This is a genomic window from Amazonocrinis nigriterrae CENA67, assembly GCF_016056305.1.
Taxonomy (GTDB): domain Bacteria; phylum Cyanobacteriota; class Cyanobacteriia; order Cyanobacteriales; family Nostocaceae; genus Amazonocrinis; species Amazonocrinis nigriterrae.
In genome coordinates this window covers 16,442-35,847 of sequence record NZ_JAECZC010000020.1, presented here as the reverse complement: position 1 = coordinate 35,847, position 19,406 = coordinate 16,442, and the positions used below count along the sequence as shown (strand labels likewise).

At 41.5% G+C, this 19,406-nt stretch carries 13 protein-coding genes; 3 read left to right on the top strand and 10 right to left on the bottom strand.

Annotated elements, in window-relative coordinates:
* Nucleotides 1-99: 99 nt before the first annotated feature.
* The 6 genes from I8748_RS13170 to I8748_RS13145 form a co-directional block, all read right to left on the bottom strand.
* Nucleotides 100-3,159 carry a diguanylate cyclase domain-containing protein gene (locus tag I8748_RS13170; RefSeq protein WP_198125030.1) on the bottom strand — a complete coding sequence of 1,020 codons (3,060 nt, stop codon included), beginning with the start codon at nt 3,157-3,159 and terminating at the stop codon, nt 100-102.
* 292 nt (nt 3,160-3,451) lie between these two features.
* Nucleotides 3,452-3,874 (bottom strand): response regulator, encoded by a 423-nt coding sequence (locus I8748_RS13165; protein ID WP_198125029.1) that lies wholly within the window; start codon nt 3,872-3,874, stop codon nt 3,452-3,454.
* Between the two features lie 49 nt (nt 3,875-3,923).
* Nucleotides 3,924-4,310: a response regulator transcription factor gene (locus I8748_RS36055; protein ID WP_198125028.1), complete on the bottom strand. Its 387-nt coding sequence runs from the start codon at nt 4,308-4,310 to the stop codon at nt 3,924-3,926.
* 104 nt (nt 4,311-4,414) lie between these two features.
* Complete coding sequence (locus tag I8748_RS13155) at nt 4,415-4,795, bottom strand: response regulator (RefSeq protein WP_198125027.1); 381 nt, start codon at nt 4,793-4,795, stop codon at nt 4,415-4,417.
* A 77-nt stretch (nt 4,796-4,872) separates the two neighbouring features.
* Entirely contained in the window at nt 4,873-8,832 is a 3,960-nt protein-coding gene (locus tag I8748_RS13150) for a PAS domain S-box protein (RefSeq protein ID WP_198125026.1), read from the bottom strand.
* 36 nt (nt 8,833-8,868) lie between these two features.
* Entirely contained in the window at nt 8,869-10,740 is a 1,872-nt protein-coding gene (locus I8748_RS13145; protein WP_198125025.1) for a response regulator, read from the bottom strand.
* Nucleotides 10,741-11,470: 730 nt separating this feature from the next.
* Here I8748_RS13145 and I8748_RS13140 point away from each other — a divergent pair.
* On the top strand, nt 11,471-11,857 hold the full coding sequence (locus I8748_RS13140) for a hypothetical protein (protein ID WP_198125024.1): 387 nt from the start codon (nt 11,471-11,473) through the stop codon (nt 11,855-11,857).
* Between the two features lie 368 nt (nt 11,858-12,225).
* Here I8748_RS13140 and I8748_RS13135 read toward each other — a convergent pair whose 3' ends face one another.
* The 4 genes from I8748_RS13135 to bioB all read right to left on the bottom strand — a co-directional run bounded on the left by I8748_RS13135 (nt 12,226) and on the right by bioB (nt 17,891).
* Nucleotides 12,226-13,383 (bottom strand): hybrid sensor histidine kinase/response regulator, encoded by a 1,158-nt coding sequence (locus tag I8748_RS13135; RefSeq protein WP_198125023.1) that lies wholly within the window; start codon nt 13,381-13,383, stop codon nt 12,226-12,228.
* Nucleotides 13,384-13,613: 230 nt separating this feature from the next.
* Nucleotides 13,614-14,075 carry a response regulator gene (locus I8748_RS13130; protein ID WP_198125022.1) on the bottom strand — a complete coding sequence of 154 codons (462 nt, stop codon included), beginning with the start codon at nt 14,073-14,075 and terminating at the stop codon, nt 13,614-13,616.
* Nucleotides 14,020-16,326 carry a sensor histidine kinase gene (locus I8748_RS13125; protein ID WP_198125021.1) on the bottom strand — a complete coding sequence of 769 codons (2,307 nt, stop codon included), beginning with the start codon at nt 16,324-16,326 and terminating at the stop codon, nt 14,020-14,022. The genes I8748_RS13130 and I8748_RS13125 overlap by 56 nt, the downstream gene beginning before the upstream one ends.
* Before the next feature lie 557 nt (nt 16,327-16,883).
* Nucleotides 16,884-17,891, bottom strand: coding sequence for a biotin synthase BioB (gene bioB / locus I8748_RS13120; protein ID WP_214662544.1), 1,008 nt, complete (start codon nt 17,889-17,891; stop codon nt 16,884-16,886).
* Between the two features lie 368 nt (nt 17,892-18,259).
* Here bioB and I8748_RS35075 point away from each other — a divergent pair, with 368 nt between their 5' ends.
* Together I8748_RS35075 and I8748_RS13110 are read left to right on the top strand one after the other, a co-directional pair.
* The gene (locus I8748_RS35075) at nt 18,260-18,982 is read left to right on the top strand and encodes a pentapeptide repeat-containing protein (protein WP_225896401.1); all 723 of its coding nucleotides are present in this window, start codon (nt 18,260-18,262) and stop codon (nt 18,980-18,982) included.
* Nucleotides 18,983-19,008: 26 nt separating this feature from the next.
* Nucleotides 19,009-19,406: GNAT family N-acetyltransferase (locus I8748_RS13110; RefSeq protein ID WP_198125020.1), on the top strand; the 398-nt coding region annotated here is incomplete at its 3' end.

The window sequence follows — 19,406 nt, the reverse complement described above, 5'->3', positions numbered from 1 at the left end:
GAATTCGTAAAACGCTTCGTTAAAATCTTGATTTTTACGTTGTTGGCAGTGCCCACCACAGCGTTAATTGAGAATAGTACAAGATATCAGAGGAAAAAATCATAAAGCTGAATCTTGCGCTGAGATGGAGATTTCATTAACAAACGAACGATTACGTCCCTGTGCTTTGGCTTGGTAAAGAGCTTGATCTGCGGCTTCAATCAAATGCAATGGAACCATTGTTGATGTTGGAATGACTGTAGCAATACCTATGCTTAAAGTGACATCAGGTTTTACATCTGATGCAATGTGGGGAATACTCAAATGTTGAATAGCTTGATGAATTTCTTGGGCAACCTGAAAAGCCCCATCACTATTAGTATTCGGTAAAATGACTACGAATTCTTCTCCGCCATAACGAGCGGCTAAATCCGTAGAACGTTTGACAGTTTGTTGCAAAGCTTGGGCAACAAGGCGCAAACAGTCATCTCCAGCGGCATGACCATAAGTATCGTTATAACGTTTGAAATAATCGATGTCGCATAAAAGTAGTGAGACACAACCTTGCTCTCGTAAAAGATATTGCCACACACAATCAAGCTTGTGATCAAACCGTCGGCGATTAGCAATTTGAGTTAATTGATCGACCATCGCTATATTTTCAAGTTCTTGGTTAGCAAGCTGTAATTGTTGATAAAGTTCTGATTGCTGAATGGCGATCGCCACTTGTGTTGCCAGTTGTTGAAGCAGTTCACTTTCCCAAGGTTGCCACTCACGCCGGGTGCTGGAATGCTCAACCACTAACAGTCCCCAAAGGCGATAACCTTGTAAAATCGATACAACTAGCTTGGCTGTGACTGGCAATTGTTCCAAATAGATGTCTGAATTAGCTTTGATAGTAGGCTGTTGATGGCACTGTCTGTGTGTTTGCACAAAGTGGGAGTCTGTAATTTCCATATTCTCTGCTGGTTGCCAGGTTTCTGCTACAGACTCTATAACAACTGCATTACTTCCATCTGGGTTACAGCGATAGATGATGACGCGATCGCTTTGGAGAAATTGTCTGACTTCGGCAACAGTTGTATTTAAAATTTCATTCAAATCCAAGGACTGGCGGATATGTTGAGCGATCGCAGCAATCATCCGTTCCCGTTGTGCTTGTTGTTGCAGTGTTTGTTGTGCCTGTTTGCGGGCTGTAATATCTGTAAATGATGCAACTACTGCATAGGGTGTTGATTCATTGGGCTTAAACAATGGTTGAGAATTAATTGAAATCCAAGTCAGTCTGCCATCAGGTTTATGAACTCCCATGACGACGTTAAATTGAGGTTGTCCGGTGCGTAAGGTGACAATGGCGGGATGGGTTTGGCCTGGAAAAGCAGAACCATCTTCGTGAATAGCTTTCCATTGCGGATCGATGGAAGTTCGTCCCATCATTTGGTCAGCTGTTAAGCCTAAAATTCTTTCGGCACTTTCGTTACAGGCAGTAATGCGTCCATCGGTTTTCTGCAAAACGATACCTTCTGCCATCGCTGTAATTACAGAACGATAGCGTTGTTCACTTTCTCGCAGGGCTTCTTCCATTCGCTTGCGTTCAGTAATATCAGTATGGGTTCCCAACACTCGTAAGGGACGACCATCCTCTGAGCGAGTAAAAATTTTTCCCCGGTCTAAAATCCACTTGTAAGTTCCGTCTTTGCACAGGACGCGATGTTCACTGACATACTGTTGAGTTTCACCGCCAAAATACTTTTCAATCTCATGGTAAACCCCCGGTTTATCATCAATGTGAACACGTTGATCCCATTCACTGAGAGTATTCCCAATCTCATCTTCTGCAAAACCTAACATTTCTTTCCATCGACGAGAGAAAAAAACTTCATTGCTTTGAGCATTCCAGTCCCATACCCCATCACCGTTTCCTTCTAGGGCATACTGCCATCGTTCTTCACTAGCTTTAAGTGCGGCTTCGATTTGTTTACGTGAGGTGATATCTTCAAAAATGTATAGTCGCCCAAAATATTGATCTTGACTATCTCGAATTTGGCTGGAAAAACGGCGAATCGTGCGCCCATCGACAAATAAAATTTCATCTTCAACTATGGAACGATTTTCCTCAGACTGTAATGGTTTACTGGATTCTATAAATGATGGTAAGTCAGCAATTAGGGATATACATTCAGAAATGATGTCATTGTTTTTTAAAGCACCAAGGCGCATCTGAGTTTCTAGATGTTCAATGCCCCAAATTTTACAGAAGCGGTGATTGAAATAGAGGATTTCGTCGGTACGATTGTCAACCACAAAGAATCCTAGCAAAGAAGTCTCAGTCATGGAACTCAACAAAGCTGAGCGCCAGCGCAACTCTTCTTCTGCACGTTGGTGTTCTTCTAGCGCAGTTTGCTGCTTGGTAATATCCTTTTCGTTGACGAGGATCATAGGATTGCCTGTCACCGGATCGCGGGTGCATCGTATATCCATCCCATGCCATCGAATCCCTTCATTAGTGAACACCTGGGTTTCAATGCTGAACATATGACCCAACTTAATTGCTTCCATAGCCTGTTGGCTAACAGTGGGGTCAACAAAGTGTCTCAGGAAAGCATTCTCTGTTGAAGAATTTGGCTGTAGGGTATCCCCATAACAACGCATGGTTGCGGGGTTTTGCATCAAAGGGACACCATCCATGGTGTAAAGCGAGATCATCAAGGTGGTGTCACGTAGCGCCTCAATTGATCTCAGTGTTTCTTGATCAATCTGATTAACAACTTCCACTGTACCTTCAACCAACATCGCTATCTGCCCTTGTTTAATTTCAATCCCAGAACAGAGACAGCGAACATAAACAGGTTTTCCTTGTGAGTAAAATGTCCAGTTTTCAGCGATGGTTTTCCCTTGCTGAAATTGGTGTAGATGGCTTTGCAGCCGAATGCGAGTAGACTCGGAAACTTCACTGAAGTTGCGACTGAGCAATTCTTCTCGACTTTGAGCATTCCAAATATGAAGGGCTGCGGAGTTCGCCCACCACATCTGCAATTTTTGAATATCGTAAATCCAAATTGGAGTTTGTAATCGTTCAAATGCCATCAAGTCTGCAACTGATATATGCTTCGGCAATGCCGTTTTTGTTGTAATAGATTCTTGATAATTTTTGTGCAGATTTTTTTTGATTGATCCCAATTTAAACTTTGGATGATTTAACAGCATGGCAGTAGTAAAGCTAGAATACTATGTCGATATACTTAATTAACTTGCCAAATTGAGGTATAGGATATTATCGAAGTAAAAGCGTACAAAAACTAAATACAATTACAGTTAACTTTCGGGAAATAGCGATCAATTCAAAATTAAACTAATGAACTACAAGATGTAGAACTCATTTATCAAATATGAAAAATTTCTAACTCCTGCCTGCTGTCTCAAAGTCTGTAATTTTCGTACGTAATGTCAACGAAAGCTACTGTATACTGCCTCACAAATTAGAAATTGGCGTAAAGTTCCATCCCAGCAGTTTAGCAACTTGCTCAGGAAGAGTAATTGGATCAAAAGGTTTGAGAATTACACCTGCAATTTGATACTTTTGTAGAATTTGCGAATCTAGCCATCGTGCTTTAGCACTGAGCAGAATTATAGGAATAGCTTGAGTTTCTGGACTATTTCTGAGTTTGGTCATCAATTTGAAACTCTCGATTCCACGGATTGAGATATCCAATATAATCGCATCAGGACGATCGCGTACTGCATTCTGCAATCCTTCTAATGGAGAATTGGCAGTTATCACATCCCAACCAGCTAAATCTTTGAGGCAAAGTTCTACAACTTCTTGCACATTGAGTTCATCGTCAATGAGCAATATTGTTTTGGTGGTTATATCTACCACCTCTAAAACCTCCATATCAAGTACACTCCAGAAAAGTTCAAAGTTGTTATGTAATTTTGATGCGTTAATTCACTAAGCCAGAGTGCAGCGCAATTACAGCAGCCTGAGTGCGATCTTTAACATTAAGCTTGCGGAAAATCTTGCGGATGTGCGCCTTGACAGTTGCCACTGTTATAGATAATTCTTCAGAAATCGCAAGATTGCTCTTTCCGTAAGCAATCAGTTGTAACAGACAAAGTTCTCTTTTCGTTAACGGATTGTCTGCTAATTGCTTCCACTGTTGGGAAGTAATGGCACGAATCATCACGGTTTGCGGATGGAAAATCGAAATGCTAACCCAATTCTCTAGAATTTCGTCGAAAGCACCACTTTGGGGAGGAAATGAACTAAGGGGAGGAAATGAACTAAGGGTTGTGGCTTCTTTAGACCTTTCAACCTGACGAGTATTCATATATCTTTCCTGTGATGTCAAAGATTTTTATCTGTAAACAAGAAAGATAAATTACAAAAATAAAGAACTAATGAAGAAATAGATTTCGTTACAAAGCTTAAAAATTAGTCTTGCCAACCGAGAATTTCAGCAATTTCCTGGGAAATGCTCATTGGTTCAAAGGGTTTGGTAATCACTCCAGCAATTCCCATCTGAGCAAAACGAGCGCGATCGCTCGGCAATACTTTCGCTGTGAGTAAAATAACTGGTATGGATGCGGTTGCTGAATTTGCCTGAAGTTGCTCGTATACTGTAAAGCCATCCATGTCAGGCATGGACATATCAAGCAGAATCGCATCAATCTGAGATTCTGTCTGGGCGATTTTTAAAGCTTCCTGTCCGGATGCAGCCGTCAGCGTGTCCCATCCTCCCAAGTCTTCCAAACAAGCTTGTACTAGTTCGCGGATTCTATCTTCATCATCCACAATTAATAATTTTTTAGTCATTTGTTAGTGGTCAGTTGTCAGTGGTCAGTTGTCAGTGGTCAGTTGTTATTCACTTCATCTCTCCATCTCCCCATCCCCTACTCCCTACTCTTTGGCAGAGTGAAGAAGAATGTGCTGCCGACACCAACAGTACTTTTTGCCCAGATTTGCCCACCGTGCTGATCAATAATACTACGACAGATTGCCAATCCCAACCCTGTGCCGCCTTTGCTGCGAGAATCAGAGGCATCTACTTGCTGAAATCTGCCAAAGATTGTTTCTAACTTCTCTGCTGGAATACCCCGCCCTTGATCGCTAATTTGGAACAGTACGTGATCTGTTTGCTGTTGCACACTTACAGTAATAGTGGCATCGGCAGGTGAGAATTTAATCGCATTGCCTAACAAATTGGTAAGTGTTTGAATAATGGTATCAGCCGCCGCCCAAACTTGAGCATCGGTAGGGTGAATATTAAAGCTAATATTTTGCTGGTTAGCGATCGCTTGTACTCCTGCTACGGCTTGTTCAATTAAATCAGCTGCATTGCAGGTTGTTTTTTCTAGGACAGCGCGACCAGACTCTAAGCGTTCCAAATCGAGAATATCATTAACTAGGCGCACCAAGCGATCGCTGTCGATGGCGGCAATTTCAATCATACGCTTGAATTTGTCTGGTTTTTTATCGTAGACACCACTTTTCAATAAGCCCATAGCTGCCCTAATTGCGGTTAAAGGAGTGCGGAGTTCGTGACTGACAATGCCAATAAACTCACTCTTGATTTGTTCAATTTTTTGCTGGTCAGTGATGTCTTCTGCAAGCCCAGCAATCCGCACCATTTGTCCTAATTCATTTTTGATTGGGAATGCGCGATCGCGAATCCAACGAATTGAACCATCGGGGCGGATAATGCGATATCTTTTATCGTATTGCCCTGTTTTTACTTGTTCGGCAATTTCAAGTTCTACACGAGGGCGATCTTCTGGGTGAACTGCATCTAACCAAGCCAAAGGGTTTTGATAAACGTTCTCACAACGACGTTGCCAGATAGTTTCATAGGCTTTGCTCACATATAAAACTTGCTGACTTTGATTATCTGTTATCCAAAATACTGCCTGAATATTCTCTGCCAACTGGCGAAACTTTTCTTCACTCTCGCGTAAAGCATCTTCAGTCTGTTTGCGGTCAGTGATATCTTGCTGAACTGCCACCAGAACATTACCATATTCAGGATGCTGGAATACAGAAGTTGTGGCACTACACCAAAATGGAGTTCCATCTTTTTTAATATTATGGACTTGGTATGTGGCTTCACCCTTTTGAAAGACAGCAGAGCGAATGGCTTGATTTACATCTTCAGCAGTTACAAATTCAGTGGCATAGTTGACAATTGAAACGTGCTGACTGTTGAGTTCGCCAGAGTCATAGCCAAACATCTGCTCAAATTTCGGATTGGCATAAACAATGACTCCGTTATCGGCTCTTACTAAGCAAATGCCTTCCGCCATGTTGCGGGTGATCACAGCTTGAAGTTCCAGCATTTGTTCTGCCTGTTGCAGTCGAGTTAAATCGCGCAGGCTAACAATAACGCCGGAAATGCTTCCGTCTGTTTCACGATAAGGCGTATAAGTAACGCTCAGAAATTGCGGCACTAAATTGGGGTAGTCAAACCATCTTTCATACTGAATAATCTCTCCAGCTAAACATCTATCTAACCGAGGCTGGACGAAGTTATCAAATAAATTTTCGCCTAAAACATCCCTCACAGAATGTCCTAAAACTGCGGTATCAATTTTGTTGCACCAGTCCAGATAAGCTTGATTAACGATTTGATATATGTAATTACGATTTATCAGTGCAATGCCATCTTTTGTACTAGATACGATGCGCTCATATTGTTGCAGAGCTTTTTCTGCCTGTTTGCGATCGCTAATATCAAATAATGTTGAGCGACTCATAACAAAATTGCCTGCTTGATCTTTGATTGCTGTAGCATTCACGCTTACCCACCGAGTTGTACCATCTTTGCTGACAATTTCAAACTCCAGATTATTAACCCAACCCTGCTGCTTAAACTTGGGAAAGTTTTCCTGAAATACTTGTTTCCCCTCAGAGGTGGCAATATCTAAAAACTTCTTGTGAAAGATTTCATCACGGCTATATCCTAGCCATTGAAGTTCTGTATCGTTAATCCGGATAAAATTACCCTCTGCATCCAAAGAGTGATAACCACAAGGTGCATTATTGTACAGATCCTCAACTTCATGTACATACTGCTGTAAAGCTGCTTCTGCTTGTTTACGCTCGGTAATGTCATTGTTGATTTCTAGGATCTTAATCGGTTTACCAGAATTGTCTTTTTGTAACACCCAACGACTAGCTACATTAATAGGTCGAGCGTCCCGTCTGAAATGGATTAGTTCTCCTTCCCAGTAACCCTTTTCTAACAGTTTCGCTGCAATTTCTGTCAATGGTTGAGGAAATTGAGTTTTCAGGAGGATATGAGAGATTTGTTCCAATGCTTCAGCTTTTTTCCAGCCGTACATATATTCGGCTCCTTCATTCCAAAAGCTGATCAACCCGTTTAAGTTGCGGCAGATAATGGTGTCGTGTGCCAGATCCAATAATTGCGCCTGTTCTGTAAGAATGAGTTGGGTTTGCTGCTGCTGTATCACCATTTGTATCAGGCGATCGTTGGTTTGGGCTAGTTGTGTTGTTCGCTCGGCTACCCGTTGCTCAAGTTCAGCATTCAGTTGTTGCAAGGCTAGTTCTGCTTGTTTGCGTTCTGTTAGTTCAGTTTGTACTTGTTCAAACAAACCTGCTTGCTGGATAGCAATGCTCACCTGTTCCCCTAACTGGCGCAGCAGTTCAATTTCTCTTGATTGCCATTCACGAGGAGCTACGCAGTGATGAGCAATCAATAACCCCCATAATTCATTTCTATTCAAAATCGGCACAACTAAATTAGCCCTCACTTGGAAACTTGCCAAAAGTTCAATATGGCAAGAGCCGATACCAGCAGTATAAATATCAGATTTGGCAGTAACTAAACCTTGTTTAAAGGGTTCAATGTATTCTGTGCTAAAGCAAGGATCATAGATATTGGTAGATAGTATAGCTGTCCAATTAGCACCAACAGATTCAACAACTACAGTGCCACTCCAATCAGGAGAAAATTGGAAAATAATCACGCGATCACAATTGAGAAACTGCCGCACTTCATCTACAGTGGTTTGTAGGATGTTTTGTAAATCAAGCGATCGGCGGATACGCACTGTCATATCCATCACTAACCGTTGTTGCTCAAGCTGCTGTTGTAGGGTTATTTGAGCTTGCTTGCGATCGTCAATCGCCATGACAGTTCCCGTCATACGGACAGGCTGACCCGCTTCGTTATAAAACGCCTGCCCTCGTCCCTCAAGCCAATGGATGCTACCATCTGCCCAAATAATGCGATACTCATGTTGGTAAATACTATGAGTTTGTAGTGCTTGTTTTACTGCCTGAGTTACTGATTCGCGATCGTCAGGATGCAAGTAAGTTGCAAAGGTTTCGTATTTGCCATCAAAGCTACCAACAGCCAAGCCAAATAACTGCTCGTGTTCTGGCGACCACTTGATTTCTCCTGTTAAAATATCCCAGTCCCACATTCCCATCTGCGCCGCTGACAGAGCCATCTGCAGTTGCTTAGCATTTTCCTGAGCTAGTTGTTGGCTAAGTTTTTTAATCTTCTGTTGACCGTGTTGCAGATTACTAGTCAGTAGGTTAATCGTCAAGGCAACCATTAAGAAAATACTTAACCGTAATAAATTCTCTAGTTGTTCAATCCAAAGTTGATGTTCAAAGGGAATAAAGAAATGCTCAAGTGCCAATGTTGACAGAAAAACTGCAAATATTCCTGGATGAAAACCGCCGTACCAAGTGCTGACAATAATAGCAATATAAAAAAAAGCACCAATAGTCCGAGAGATAAGCACTTCTAGCCAGAGTGATAACAATAGAGCAATCACCGTCGAGGCAATTGCAACTCCAAAGGGTAAAAATCGCTGGTAAAGCCTCATCCCTTTCCTCTCTCCCTACTCCCTACTCCCTACTCCCTATTTTTCACGCGATGTCTGACGAGAACCTGCTGCATGGCTACGCACTCGCTTGATGCGGCTCAGTACCCGTGTCACAAGTTCCGGCCCTAACACTGGCTTGGTAATGAAATCATCGGCTCCAGATGCGAAAGCCTGCTGGAGGGATTCTGCATCAGTATGTGCTGTCACCACTAAAACAGGTAAATTTCCCCATTGGGCATCCTGGCGCACAACTTGACATAAGTCTAGACCATTAACTATGGGCATTTCTAGATCTAGCACTACTAAATCTGGTGATGTTGCAATCAGCACTTCCCAAAAATGCTGTGGCTGCGAAAGAGTTGTTACCTCTAGCCCCCAAGGCGTTAACAATGCCGATAATCCAGTTAGCATTACAGGGTCATCATCTACAATTAATACTTTGGCCTCTGAAGTTTGGCGTTGAGGTAGAACCCTAGCAATGGCTTGAAAAATCTGCTTTGTTGTTGCAGGCTTGTGCAAAAATTGTCTAGCTCCCAAACGCGATACTGCCAGTCGGTCTTTTAGGGTATCTCGTCCTGTAAACACAATCACCGGAATATTTGGGTGGTGCTGTGCTAGTTCTGTTAATAGTGTTAATCCATCTTCTTCTGTTTGAGGAAAACTTAAATCCAGTAAAACGACATCAGGAGTTGCTAAGTCGAGACGCGATCTAGCTGTTGCTATATTTGGTGCAACCTTAATTCGCATACCCCATGAATCAGCTTCTAGCTGCAACCGCTCTGTCAGGGTATCATCATCATCGATGACTAACAAACGGTAAGTTTGTTTGATCGAGATACTTTCAGCGCTGGAACTGACACCAGGCTCGGTTAACTCTTGGTGTAATGCTGTTATCAGTTGCGAGAAATGAGAAATTTGCTCTCGTGAGAGGGGGGAATTTTCCAGCAGCAAATGCTCTACTGTTTTTGCTAGTCTTGAACCCTCTGGATAACCGAATGAACCCATCGAGCCTGCTAGCTTATGGGCTTCATGCAATGCTTGCTGCTGTAACTGTTCGTTTAAATTCCCCGCCAATAGTGCAGTTTTTGCTTGCTCTAGCACTGCAACTTGTTCCGCAAAGGAATTACGGTATCGCTCCAGCACCCGATTTACAGAAGTCATACTTACGGGTGCTGATTTTTTCTTTTCGTGTTTCGCATCTTGATTCGTTTCCACAACGGAGGTAAAGCGCTCAGGTGCAGCTTTGATGCGATAGCCCATGCCATACACTGTTTCTAGAATTTCTTCTACCAAACCTGCTGCTTTAAGTTTCTTCCGCAAGTCTTTAATATGAGTTGTCACTGCATTTTCAGTCGGTGCATCGTCAAATCCCCAAAGCCGGTCTAGAATCACCCCACGACTAAAGATACGATCTGGATGTTGCAAAAACAATTCCAGCAGTTTATATTCTGTTGCCGTTAGTGGAATTTCTTGTTGATTATAAGTGACTCTACTAGTACTTTGGTCTAAACAGAGATTTCCCCAACTAATTCTGGATGATGCACTTACCCCACTCCGTCGCAACAACGTGCGAATTCTTGCTAGTAATGCTTCCGGGTTGTATGGCTTGATGACGTAATCATCTGCTCCTGCATCTAACCCCGCAATAATATCTGCATTAGAATTTTTCCCACTTAGCAGTAGAATTGGTTTGCTGTAGCCATGCGATCGCAGTTGCCGACATAGGCTGATGCCATCTAGTTTTGGAATTAGCCAGTCCAGCAAAATTAAGTCATATTCAACCGACATCGCCAGATCTAGCCCAGTCTCTCCATTGCTTGCTATGTCGATACTATAACCATTTGCAGTCAACAACTCTTTCAATGCCGTACTCAATAATACGTCATCCTCTACCAACAAAATTTTCATATGCTGCATCCAAAGGAGATGCTTATGATATATCTGCTATCAAAGCGCAGATTATTTGCATGGTCAAGCTACTTTATTTTTGGCAAAAATTGTCCTCCAAAAACCTTGATTTTTTCCTTGACTTTTAACTTAAAGTATACGTGAGTTCGATGAACCTCTCCCCAACCCCTCTGTCTTGAAAAGTTCTGATGCCTGCGGCAAGCCCTACTCTTCGAGAACGGCTTCGCCGAACGGGTTCGGGAGTGACGCTCCTGCGTCGAAGATCGCTGCGCTAACGCAATCGACGGGAACCCTTACGGGTTCGGCAGTTCCTCCACTTGGGGAAACCCCAAGACCGGACTGCCTCACCGCCAAGATTGCGACTCCCTCACCGCAAGGCTTCTACGGAGAAAGCCTCCGCTCAGACTTTTCGCTCCGACGCGGAGAGGTGGCTCTAACCTTCTTGATAAAGAACGAAAAATTAAGGTTTTTAAGCCTAATTTTAGCCTTGACGCGCCAGCGTACGACACCACAAATCTGTGACGGTGCGTTAGGACTATTGTCCATAACGCACCCTACCAAACTATTAACTGTGGACGTTTGACAACCCTAAGCTTTATTTATTAGTCTGCCAGTTGCGTAAGTCCTATTAATATTACTTAATTATTTTTGCTGTAAAAAATAAAAATCCTCACAAAATCTTTAGATTTAAGGATTATTTTGAGAAAGTCACAAATCTGCTTTCGTAATTATGCAATACCTCTACTGTCTGGCCAATGCTAGTCTTACACTGCGAGTTGTTGAATATTTTAGTAACAATGGTCTTCCTGTTAAATTTATTACTGTCATCAGCCAATTCGATGGCTGGGTAGTCAACGTCAAAATGAAATCCTCTATTCCTGTGAAAAAGGATAAGGATATTAGAGCTTTCTTAGGTGAATTAGGAATTGTTTACTCCCCAACCGAGTTAATTAGTCAAGCTTTGAGCAGTTTGGAAGCTGGACAATCCGTACTGAATGTTATGCGTCGCTATCATGTTGTTGTAGTTTCTCATGGTAGACCACAGCCTGATGAGATTGAAATATTCCGACAAGATTTCATTCGCGGATTGGGCTACTGCCCACAAACCTTAGCATGACCTCAAATTGTTTGATATTACCGCTTGTTTGATTAAACTCAGTTTTATATCAAGTTCGGATGAATATTTGTCATTATGAACGAAGTTAAGTAATCGCCAAGATTTTGTGATTGCTACGCTAAGAAAGCGGGAACCTTCTTCGAGAGAACGCTTTACTTCGTTGCGATCGCTGCGGACTTTTTACAACTAATCATCCTAACTTGTTATTACTTGAATTTTGATACAAATTGGTCACTCTTAAGTAGGGGAGCAAGCGTGAAATAATTTGTATCAGTAATTGAGTGAAATGGTATAAATTTATTTAGGAAATTTCACTCTAATCAATTTAGTTAACTTTTTGTTACATACTTTTAAAGTATCCTGCCCACTTACTTAATCACAGGCAGCGTGACAGTAAACGTAGTACCAACACCAATTTCACTATTGACCAAAATTTCTCCACTGTGCGCCTCAATACACTTTTTAACAATTGCTAACCCCAAGCCAGTGCCAGGAACTCTACCAACATTTTCTCCTCGGTGGAAAGGCTGAAACAGTTGCTTTAGGTCGTTTTCAGAAATGCCAATTCCCCAATCTTGAATTCGGAAGGTCACTGTATTTTCTTGACCAATTAGTTCAAATTGAATTTTTCCTCCTGGTAGTGAATATTTAATGGCGTTGCCAAGTAAATTACCTAAAATGTGGCGTAGCAAGCTTTCATCCCATAATGCTTTGCTGAATTCTCCATAACTGGCGAACACCAAAGTCAATTGCTTTTCTCTTACAGTTAATTGAGCTTCTTGAACTAATAGATGACACAAGAGTTCCAAATCTAGAGGGCAAAGTTCAAACTGAAGTTTACCTGAATCAGCTTTACCTATTAATGACACCTCATCTAACATTTGTGCCATATTTTTGATGGCTGAACGAATGATTTGTATATGATCAAGTTTTTTCTCTTTGCTCAATTTATCATCGCTGTTTTGCAATAATCCAGCAGCTAAGAGAATAGTATTTAAGGGATTACGAATATCATGGGAGAGCATCGAAACAAATTCAGATTTGAACTGGTTCAGTTCATTGGCTTTCACCAATTCGGCTGTTCGTTCATCTACTCTAGTTTGTAACGTTTGATTAACTGTACGTAATGATTCTAAAACCTGCTTGCGTTCGATCGCATAATTGACAGAGCGAACCAACACATCTACATTTACCTGTCGCTTGACTAAATAATCTTGCGCCCCCTGGCGTACTGCCTCAATTGCTAGTTCTTCGTCGTTGAGATTTGTGAGTACAACAATTGGCAGGCTGGGAGCATGACTAATTATATGCGGCAAGGATGATAATCCTTGGCTATCAGGTAAAGTTAAATCCAACAGAATTACATCATAAGTGCCTTGATGGAGTTCTTCGAGGGCTGTTTGCAATCGCTTCACATGAACCAAACTAAACTCTTTGGACTGTGCTTGCTTCAGCAACTCTTGCAACAGCCTAGCTTCTGCCGGGTTATCCTCAATTAACAAGATTTTGACTGAGCTTGCAACCATAGTTTGAGTGCTGAGTGCTGAGTGGGGAGTGGGGAGTGGGGAGTGCTGAGTGCTGAGTGCTGAGTAGGGAGTGCTGAGTGCTGAGTAGGGAGTGCTGAGTAGGGAGTGGGGAGTGGGGAGTGAAGAGTTAAGAGTTAGGAGTTATTATTCCCTATCTCTGCTCCCCTGCTCCCCTGCTCCCCTGCTTCCCCTGCTTCCCCTGCTTTCCTGATCCCCTACTCCCCTACTCTCTACTCCCCATCCTCTTGCTGTGATGGTAGGGTAACAATAGAAAGCCAGAAATCTTCAATTCCTTTGACAATTTGGAATAACTGGCTGAGGTTGCGAGATTTAGTGATGTAGCAGTTCACATGCAAATCGTAGCTGTAAAAAATGTCATCCTCATTTCTTGAGGTTGTCAGTACTACTACTGGAATGCGTTTGAGTATAGGGTCGGCTTTGATTTCTGCCAGTACTTCTCGTCCGTCCTTTCTGGGTAAGTTTAAATCGAGCAGGATGAGGTCAGGGCGCGGTGCGTCAGCATACTCGCCTTCTTGACGTAAAAAAGCCATAGCATCCACGCCATCCCTAACCGTCACCACTTGGTGCGGTACTACGCTATTTTTCAACGCTTCTTGGATGAGGCGGATATCAGCTTTATTGTCCTCGACCAAAAAGATGGTTTTGTGTTTTTCTTCCGTTTCTACGCTCACGCTCACGTCCTCCCACTGGGATTGTAAAGTAGAAGGTTGCGCCCTCTCCTAGTTGTGACTCTACCCAAATCCGGCCTCGATGGCATTCAATGATCTTTTTGCAGATAGCCAGACCCATACCTGTGCCTGGATATTCATCGCGCGTGTGCAAGCGTTGAAAGATAACGAAAATACGATCACTAAACTGTGGGTCAATGCCAATACCATTATCGCGCACTGAGAACAACCATTCATCCTCTAGCCTTTCTGCACCGATATGAATTTGTGGTGGTTGGTCACTGCGGAACTTGATAGCGTTAGCAATCAGGTTTTGAAATAGCTGCATTAGTTGCGTGCTACCAGCCATGACAGTCGGTAAAGGATCATGGGTGATAGTGGCACCTGTTTCTAAAATGCGTTGTCGCAAATTGCTGAGGGCGCGTTCTAAAGCTGTTTCTACTTCTGTGAGTTGAAAGGCGATCGCTTGCGTATCTACTTTTGAGTATACCAACACGTCATCAATCAGGGTTTGCATCAAGCTGACTCCCTGGACAGCATAGCTGATAAACTCTTTGGCATCTTCGTCTAGTTCTTCATGATAGCGCATCTCCAATAACTGCACGTAATTCGCTACTTGATTGAGCGGTTCTTGCAAGTCGTGGGAGGCGACATAGGCAAACTTTTTCAGTTCGGCATTGGAACGTTCTAAATCATGAGCTAACTGAGCTAATTCATCGGCTTGTCGCAGCACAATATTCACAATAGCTTTCCGCAATTCTAGCGCTGCTTTGACTTCCACAGACCGCCAAGGTAAAGAGGTCAAGCGGACGGTTTCTTTCCACAATTCAAATGATTTACGCGGACACAACCGTACATTTCCGTCTGACTGGGTGACTTCAAAAGCATTATTCGGATCGCCGCCCCAATTTACAGTTTGAATTACTTCTGGTCGAAACCACAAAACATAATTCCGCCGGGAAATGGGAATAGCTAATAAACCGCTGGCGACGTTTTTAAACCTTTCGGCATCTGGATAAATTTGTGGTAGAGAATCTGTGTAGAAAACTTCTTCTTCAACGTTATTTTTCAGCCACTGGACTAAAAAATTCAAATCTTCTTCTTTGGGAGTTTCACCAATTACTGTACAATGCTCACCAAAACATACAGCTGCTCCTTGAGCGCTGGTTAAATTGAGCAAATTCGGCTGGTGTTTAACTAAACCATCAATAAAGTTTTCTTCTTGAGACATGTATTCAACCAAAAGTGATTGAATATGTGTCAAACTCATGCGATAGTCGTAATCTTCCGTTTCTTCTCTAGCTGAGATTTCTGCAAATATTACTCGTCCCAAAAATTCGCACGCTTTCCGCAATTCGTAGGAAACATATTTAGGTTCCTGATGATGGCAAGCAATTAGACCCCAGAGTTTTTGGTCTTTAATCAAAGAGATAGTCAACGAAGCACCCACACCCATATTGTGTAGATATTCCATGTGACAATATGCGGCACTTCTGAGAATTGAGTTAGTCAAATCAACGGGGCGATCGCTAACCGGATTAATCGCAGGTACTATTTGTACAGGTTCAGCGTAAGAATCTGGGATTAATCTAATTGAATTAGAAGCAAATAATTTTCTTGCTGGTTTGGGAATATCTGATTCCGGGTAGTGCAATCCTAGATAAGGTTCCATACTTTCTAGTTTTTCTTCAGCAATGACCGACCCATGTCCGTCATCGTCAAATTTATATAGCATTACCCGGTCAAATCCAGTGACTTTTCTAACTTCTTGAACAATTATTTGACAAAATTCACGAATATTTGAGGTTTTTTCTAGCTGGTTAATGGAAGCTTTTGCTAGATGATAAAAGCTTAAAAATGGAATATTTTCACGAGAAAAAGCTGGTTCTAATTCTAGAATCAAAATTCCTTCCGAATTGCGGTGAAAAACGGCATCAAATACTGCGTAGTCATCACCTTTTTTTCTTACCCAAATTTTTGTAGGATTGATATATTCCAGATTGCCTTCAAATAAGGCTGCTTTAATAGTCTCAACTTGGAAGGGGTCGAGTAATTCCTCTAGTTTTGTTTGCAACAGATTTTCAGGCTTAATGCCGAAAATATTCCATGTATTATTGCTAATCTGTAATATTTTTAGTTCAGGTTCCTCCAAAACTAAAAGCACTCCATGAGGCTGAATTTGCTTAAAAAGATGAATTGGAGCTTCTTTTAAGCTAGTTACATTAATATTTGGCAATTGGAAGTCTATGGTCATCAAATTCTCCTCTGTTATCTGGGAGCATCAAAAGTAGAATATATAGGTTTTCTTACCTATTGGTTTACCACACTACTTAGATGTTATTGTGTACTAAGTTGATCTATGTATAGAGGCAAAAAATTCATAAATCCCGAACTGGTAACGATGAATACTCTAAGTTTTATACCTCTTCGTTCACCAAGTTTATTATAGTTAATCTAATTTAAAATCTCCCATCTCTATCCAATAAGGATTTTTAAGAAAGCTAGCTGTTGATAGGTCAGTTCAGTCACTTTCCTCAGCTTTTTCCTAGGCTGATTGCGCTTTACAGTCTAACAGTCAGTAAACCTATATAGTTATAAGAAATGTGAAAAAATAAATGATTAACTAAACCATTTATGTATAGCTATGTAAAGTAAAAATTCAAGCTAAAGTTGTAAAGAATATAATTCCTACAAAAGGCTAGAATTTGCCAGTAAATACAAATAATTAACCAATATTAATTGATATTAAGCTAATAAGGTTTAAAGTTGTCAATTGTCAGTTCTTATTCCCCCCATCCCCCCTGCACCCCATCACCCCACAACAGCGGGACTCACCACCTTTTCAGGTCTTTGGGAAGGGGGACGCATTTCTAAGCCGAGTAAATTGAGCATTTCTCGGTCAGCATTGTAATCTGGGCAAGGAGTAGTGACAGTTAACATTTTGTTGTCGTCACTAGAAAAAATAGAATTTGCCCCTGCCATAAAGCACAAAGCTTGTTCAACTTGGGATAGTCTAGCCCTACCAGCACTGAGACGCACGTCGGAAACTGGCATTAAAATACGTGCTGTGGCAATCATCCGTACTATATCCCAAATGGGAACATCAGGCTGATTTTCCAATGGTGTACCTGGTACTTGGGAAAGAATATTAATTGGTACAGATTCAGGATGCGGTTGTAGGTTTGATAGGGTGTGTAACATCCCTATGCGGTCGTCTACAGTTTCACCCAAACCCAGGATACCGCCGGAACAGACAGTTACATTTGTCTGACGAACATTGTCAATTGTATGCAGGCGATCGCCATAAGTCCTAGTGGTAATAATCGTGCTGTAATATTCTTGAGAAGTATCTAAATTATGGTTATAAGCGTACAGTCCAGCTGCTTCTAAGCGCTTTGCCTGGTCTGTGGTTAGCATTCCCAGAGTACAGCATACTTCCAAACCCATGTCGGTCACTTCTCTGACCATTTCTAAGACTGTCTCGAATTGAGAATTATCCCGCACCTCGCGCCAAGCAGCACCCATGCAGACGCGACTCACACCTTGCTGTTTAGCAGTTTGGGCAATGCTGACTACAGTTTCTTTTTCTAGAAGTGCTTGCGGTTTCACCTCTGTTTTATAACGCGAAGATTGGGCACAGTAGCTACAATCTTCTGGACAGCCTCCTGTTTTAATAGAAATGAGTTTACAGACTTGTATTTTTGTTGAGTCATGATATTGACGATGAATGCTAGCAGCTTGATAAATAAGCTCTAGCAATGGCTGATCGTATATTGCGCGGATCTCTGCTTGCTGCCAATCGTAGCGTATTCCCGACATCACTATCCTTCTTGTAAACTGAATTTATCAACAGCTGTCTGCTTGTTGTCTTTCGTGAAGTACAGCGTTGGCATAGAGCAATTTTTAAGAAGTTGTACCGCCCCGCAGCGTTTTACTACTGATTGACTCTAATCCTAGCGCTGTAGATATTAGAGAACAGCTTATCAAGATTTTGCTTGTATGGCAGATTGACTGTAAAAATACTCACCTCAAATCTCTGCCACGCTTCCATACTCATTAAGCTGAACTTTCTCATGGGAAGATGCTGATCTAGCAAGAATAATTGCTGTAAAATTTATTAAGTGTAGGCAAAACTCATCACATTTCTGTAAACTGCGTTACATTTTCACTGGAATTTTGCTAAAACGATGGATACACAGCGTCACGAAATTGTGAAATTGCCTGCTCCTGCTACAAAATCGACAACTGTGAGTAGCTACTTTGTGAGAGCTATAGAAATCTTCAAGACAATTATTATCTCACATGAAATTCGTCAGGGCGCGATCGCGCCTATTGTCGGGGCTTTGATTGCTGTAATCATCTTTTTGATGTTGCTGTTAGGAAATATTTCCAATGGCTTCAAACAGCCAATCTATCAATTACCAAGATTTTCAGGAAATATCGAATTAACTGCTGATTATTCTCGGCAAGCTCTTCTCTCTGATTACCTCAAGACAATGACAGAGGTAATTTTAGAAGATAATCCTCAAAAAATTAAAGATAACTCAGCTATTTTTCGAGCAATGACTCAGGCAGTTTTACAAGAATTAGATCCTGGGCGTAAACGTTACGTAGTGATGTTTTTGCAAGATGCAAATCTACTCAAGATAAAATCTAATAAACAACCATCTATACTTTTAGGAGCAAATCTTACACATGCTAACTTGCAAGGTATGAATTTAAGGTTTGCCAACTTGCAAGGTACTAATCTTAGCCATGTTGATTTGCGTGGTTCAGATTTATTTGGTGCAAATCTAGCAAATGCTGCTCTTGATAACTCCTGCTATGACAACTTTACTGTTTTTGACAAAAAGTTTCAGCCACATGCAGCAGGTATGAGAAAAGTTAAAAGCTTGAAAAAGTGTGAATAAAGAACATTAGTGTCATTAAGTATTTTATGAAATCAGAACTGCCCTTAATTACAAGCAAACGTCTTTTATTAAGAATAGGAATTCAAGAAGACATACCCCAAATTCTCAAATATTTTAATGAAAATAAAACTTACCTGACTCCATTTTATCCTAATTGGGTTGATAAATTCTTCACAGAAGAGTACTGGCAATATAATCTCGAAAATAGTTTTTTGGAATTTATACATGACCAATCATTAAAACTATTTATTTTTCTCAGAAGAAACCCTCAAGAAATTATCGGAGTCATTAATTTTAATAATTTTGTTCGCGGTTCTGCTCACTTTTGCTATGTAGGATATAGCCTTGCAGAGGCTGAACAAGGTAAAGGCTATATGACAGAAGCTTTGAAAGCTGCCATTCAGTATTTATTTAATGAATTAAA

What these genes read in the sequence shown, in the direction of transcription:
- I8748_RS13165 (WP_198125029.1), bottom strand. Translation starts at nt 3,874, where the DNA reads ATGGAGGTTTTAGAGGTGGTAGATATAACCACCAAAACAATATTGCTC.
- I8748_RS36055 (WP_198125028.1), bottom strand. Translation starts at nt 4,310, where the DNA reads ATGAATACTCGTCAGGTTGAAAGGTCTAAAGAAGCCACAACCCTTAGT.
- I8748_RS13155 (WP_198125027.1), bottom strand. Translation starts at nt 4,795, where the DNA reads ATGACTAAAAAATTATTAATTGTGGATGATGAAGATAGAATCCGCGAA.
- I8748_RS13150 (WP_198125026.1), bottom strand. Translation starts at nt 8,832, where the DNA reads ATGAGGCTTTACCAGCGATTTTTACCCTTTGGAGTTGCAATTGCCTCG.
- I8748_RS13145 (WP_198125025.1), bottom strand. Translation starts at nt 10,740, where the DNA reads ATGAAAATTTTGTTGGTAGAGGATGACGTATTATTGAGTACGGCATTG.
- I8748_RS13140 (WP_198125024.1), top strand. Translation starts at nt 11,471, where the DNA reads ATGCAATACCTCTACTGTCTGGCCAATGCTAGTCTTACACTGCGAGTT.
- I8748_RS13135 (WP_198125023.1), bottom strand. Translation starts at nt 13,383, where the DNA reads ATGGTTGCAAGCTCAGTCAAAATCTTGTTAATTGAGGATAACCCGGCA.
- I8748_RS13125 (WP_198125021.1), bottom strand. Translation starts at nt 16,326, where the DNA reads ATGACCATAGACTTCCAATTGCCAAATATTAATGTAACTAGCTTAAAA.
- bioB (WP_214662544.1), bottom strand. Translation starts at nt 17,891, where the DNA reads ATGTCGGGAATACGCTACGATTGGCAGCAAGCAGAGATCCGCGCAATA.
- I8748_RS35075 (WP_225896401.1), top strand. Translation starts at nt 18,260, where the DNA reads ATGGATACACAGCGTCACGAAATTGTGAAATTGCCTGCTCCTGCTACA.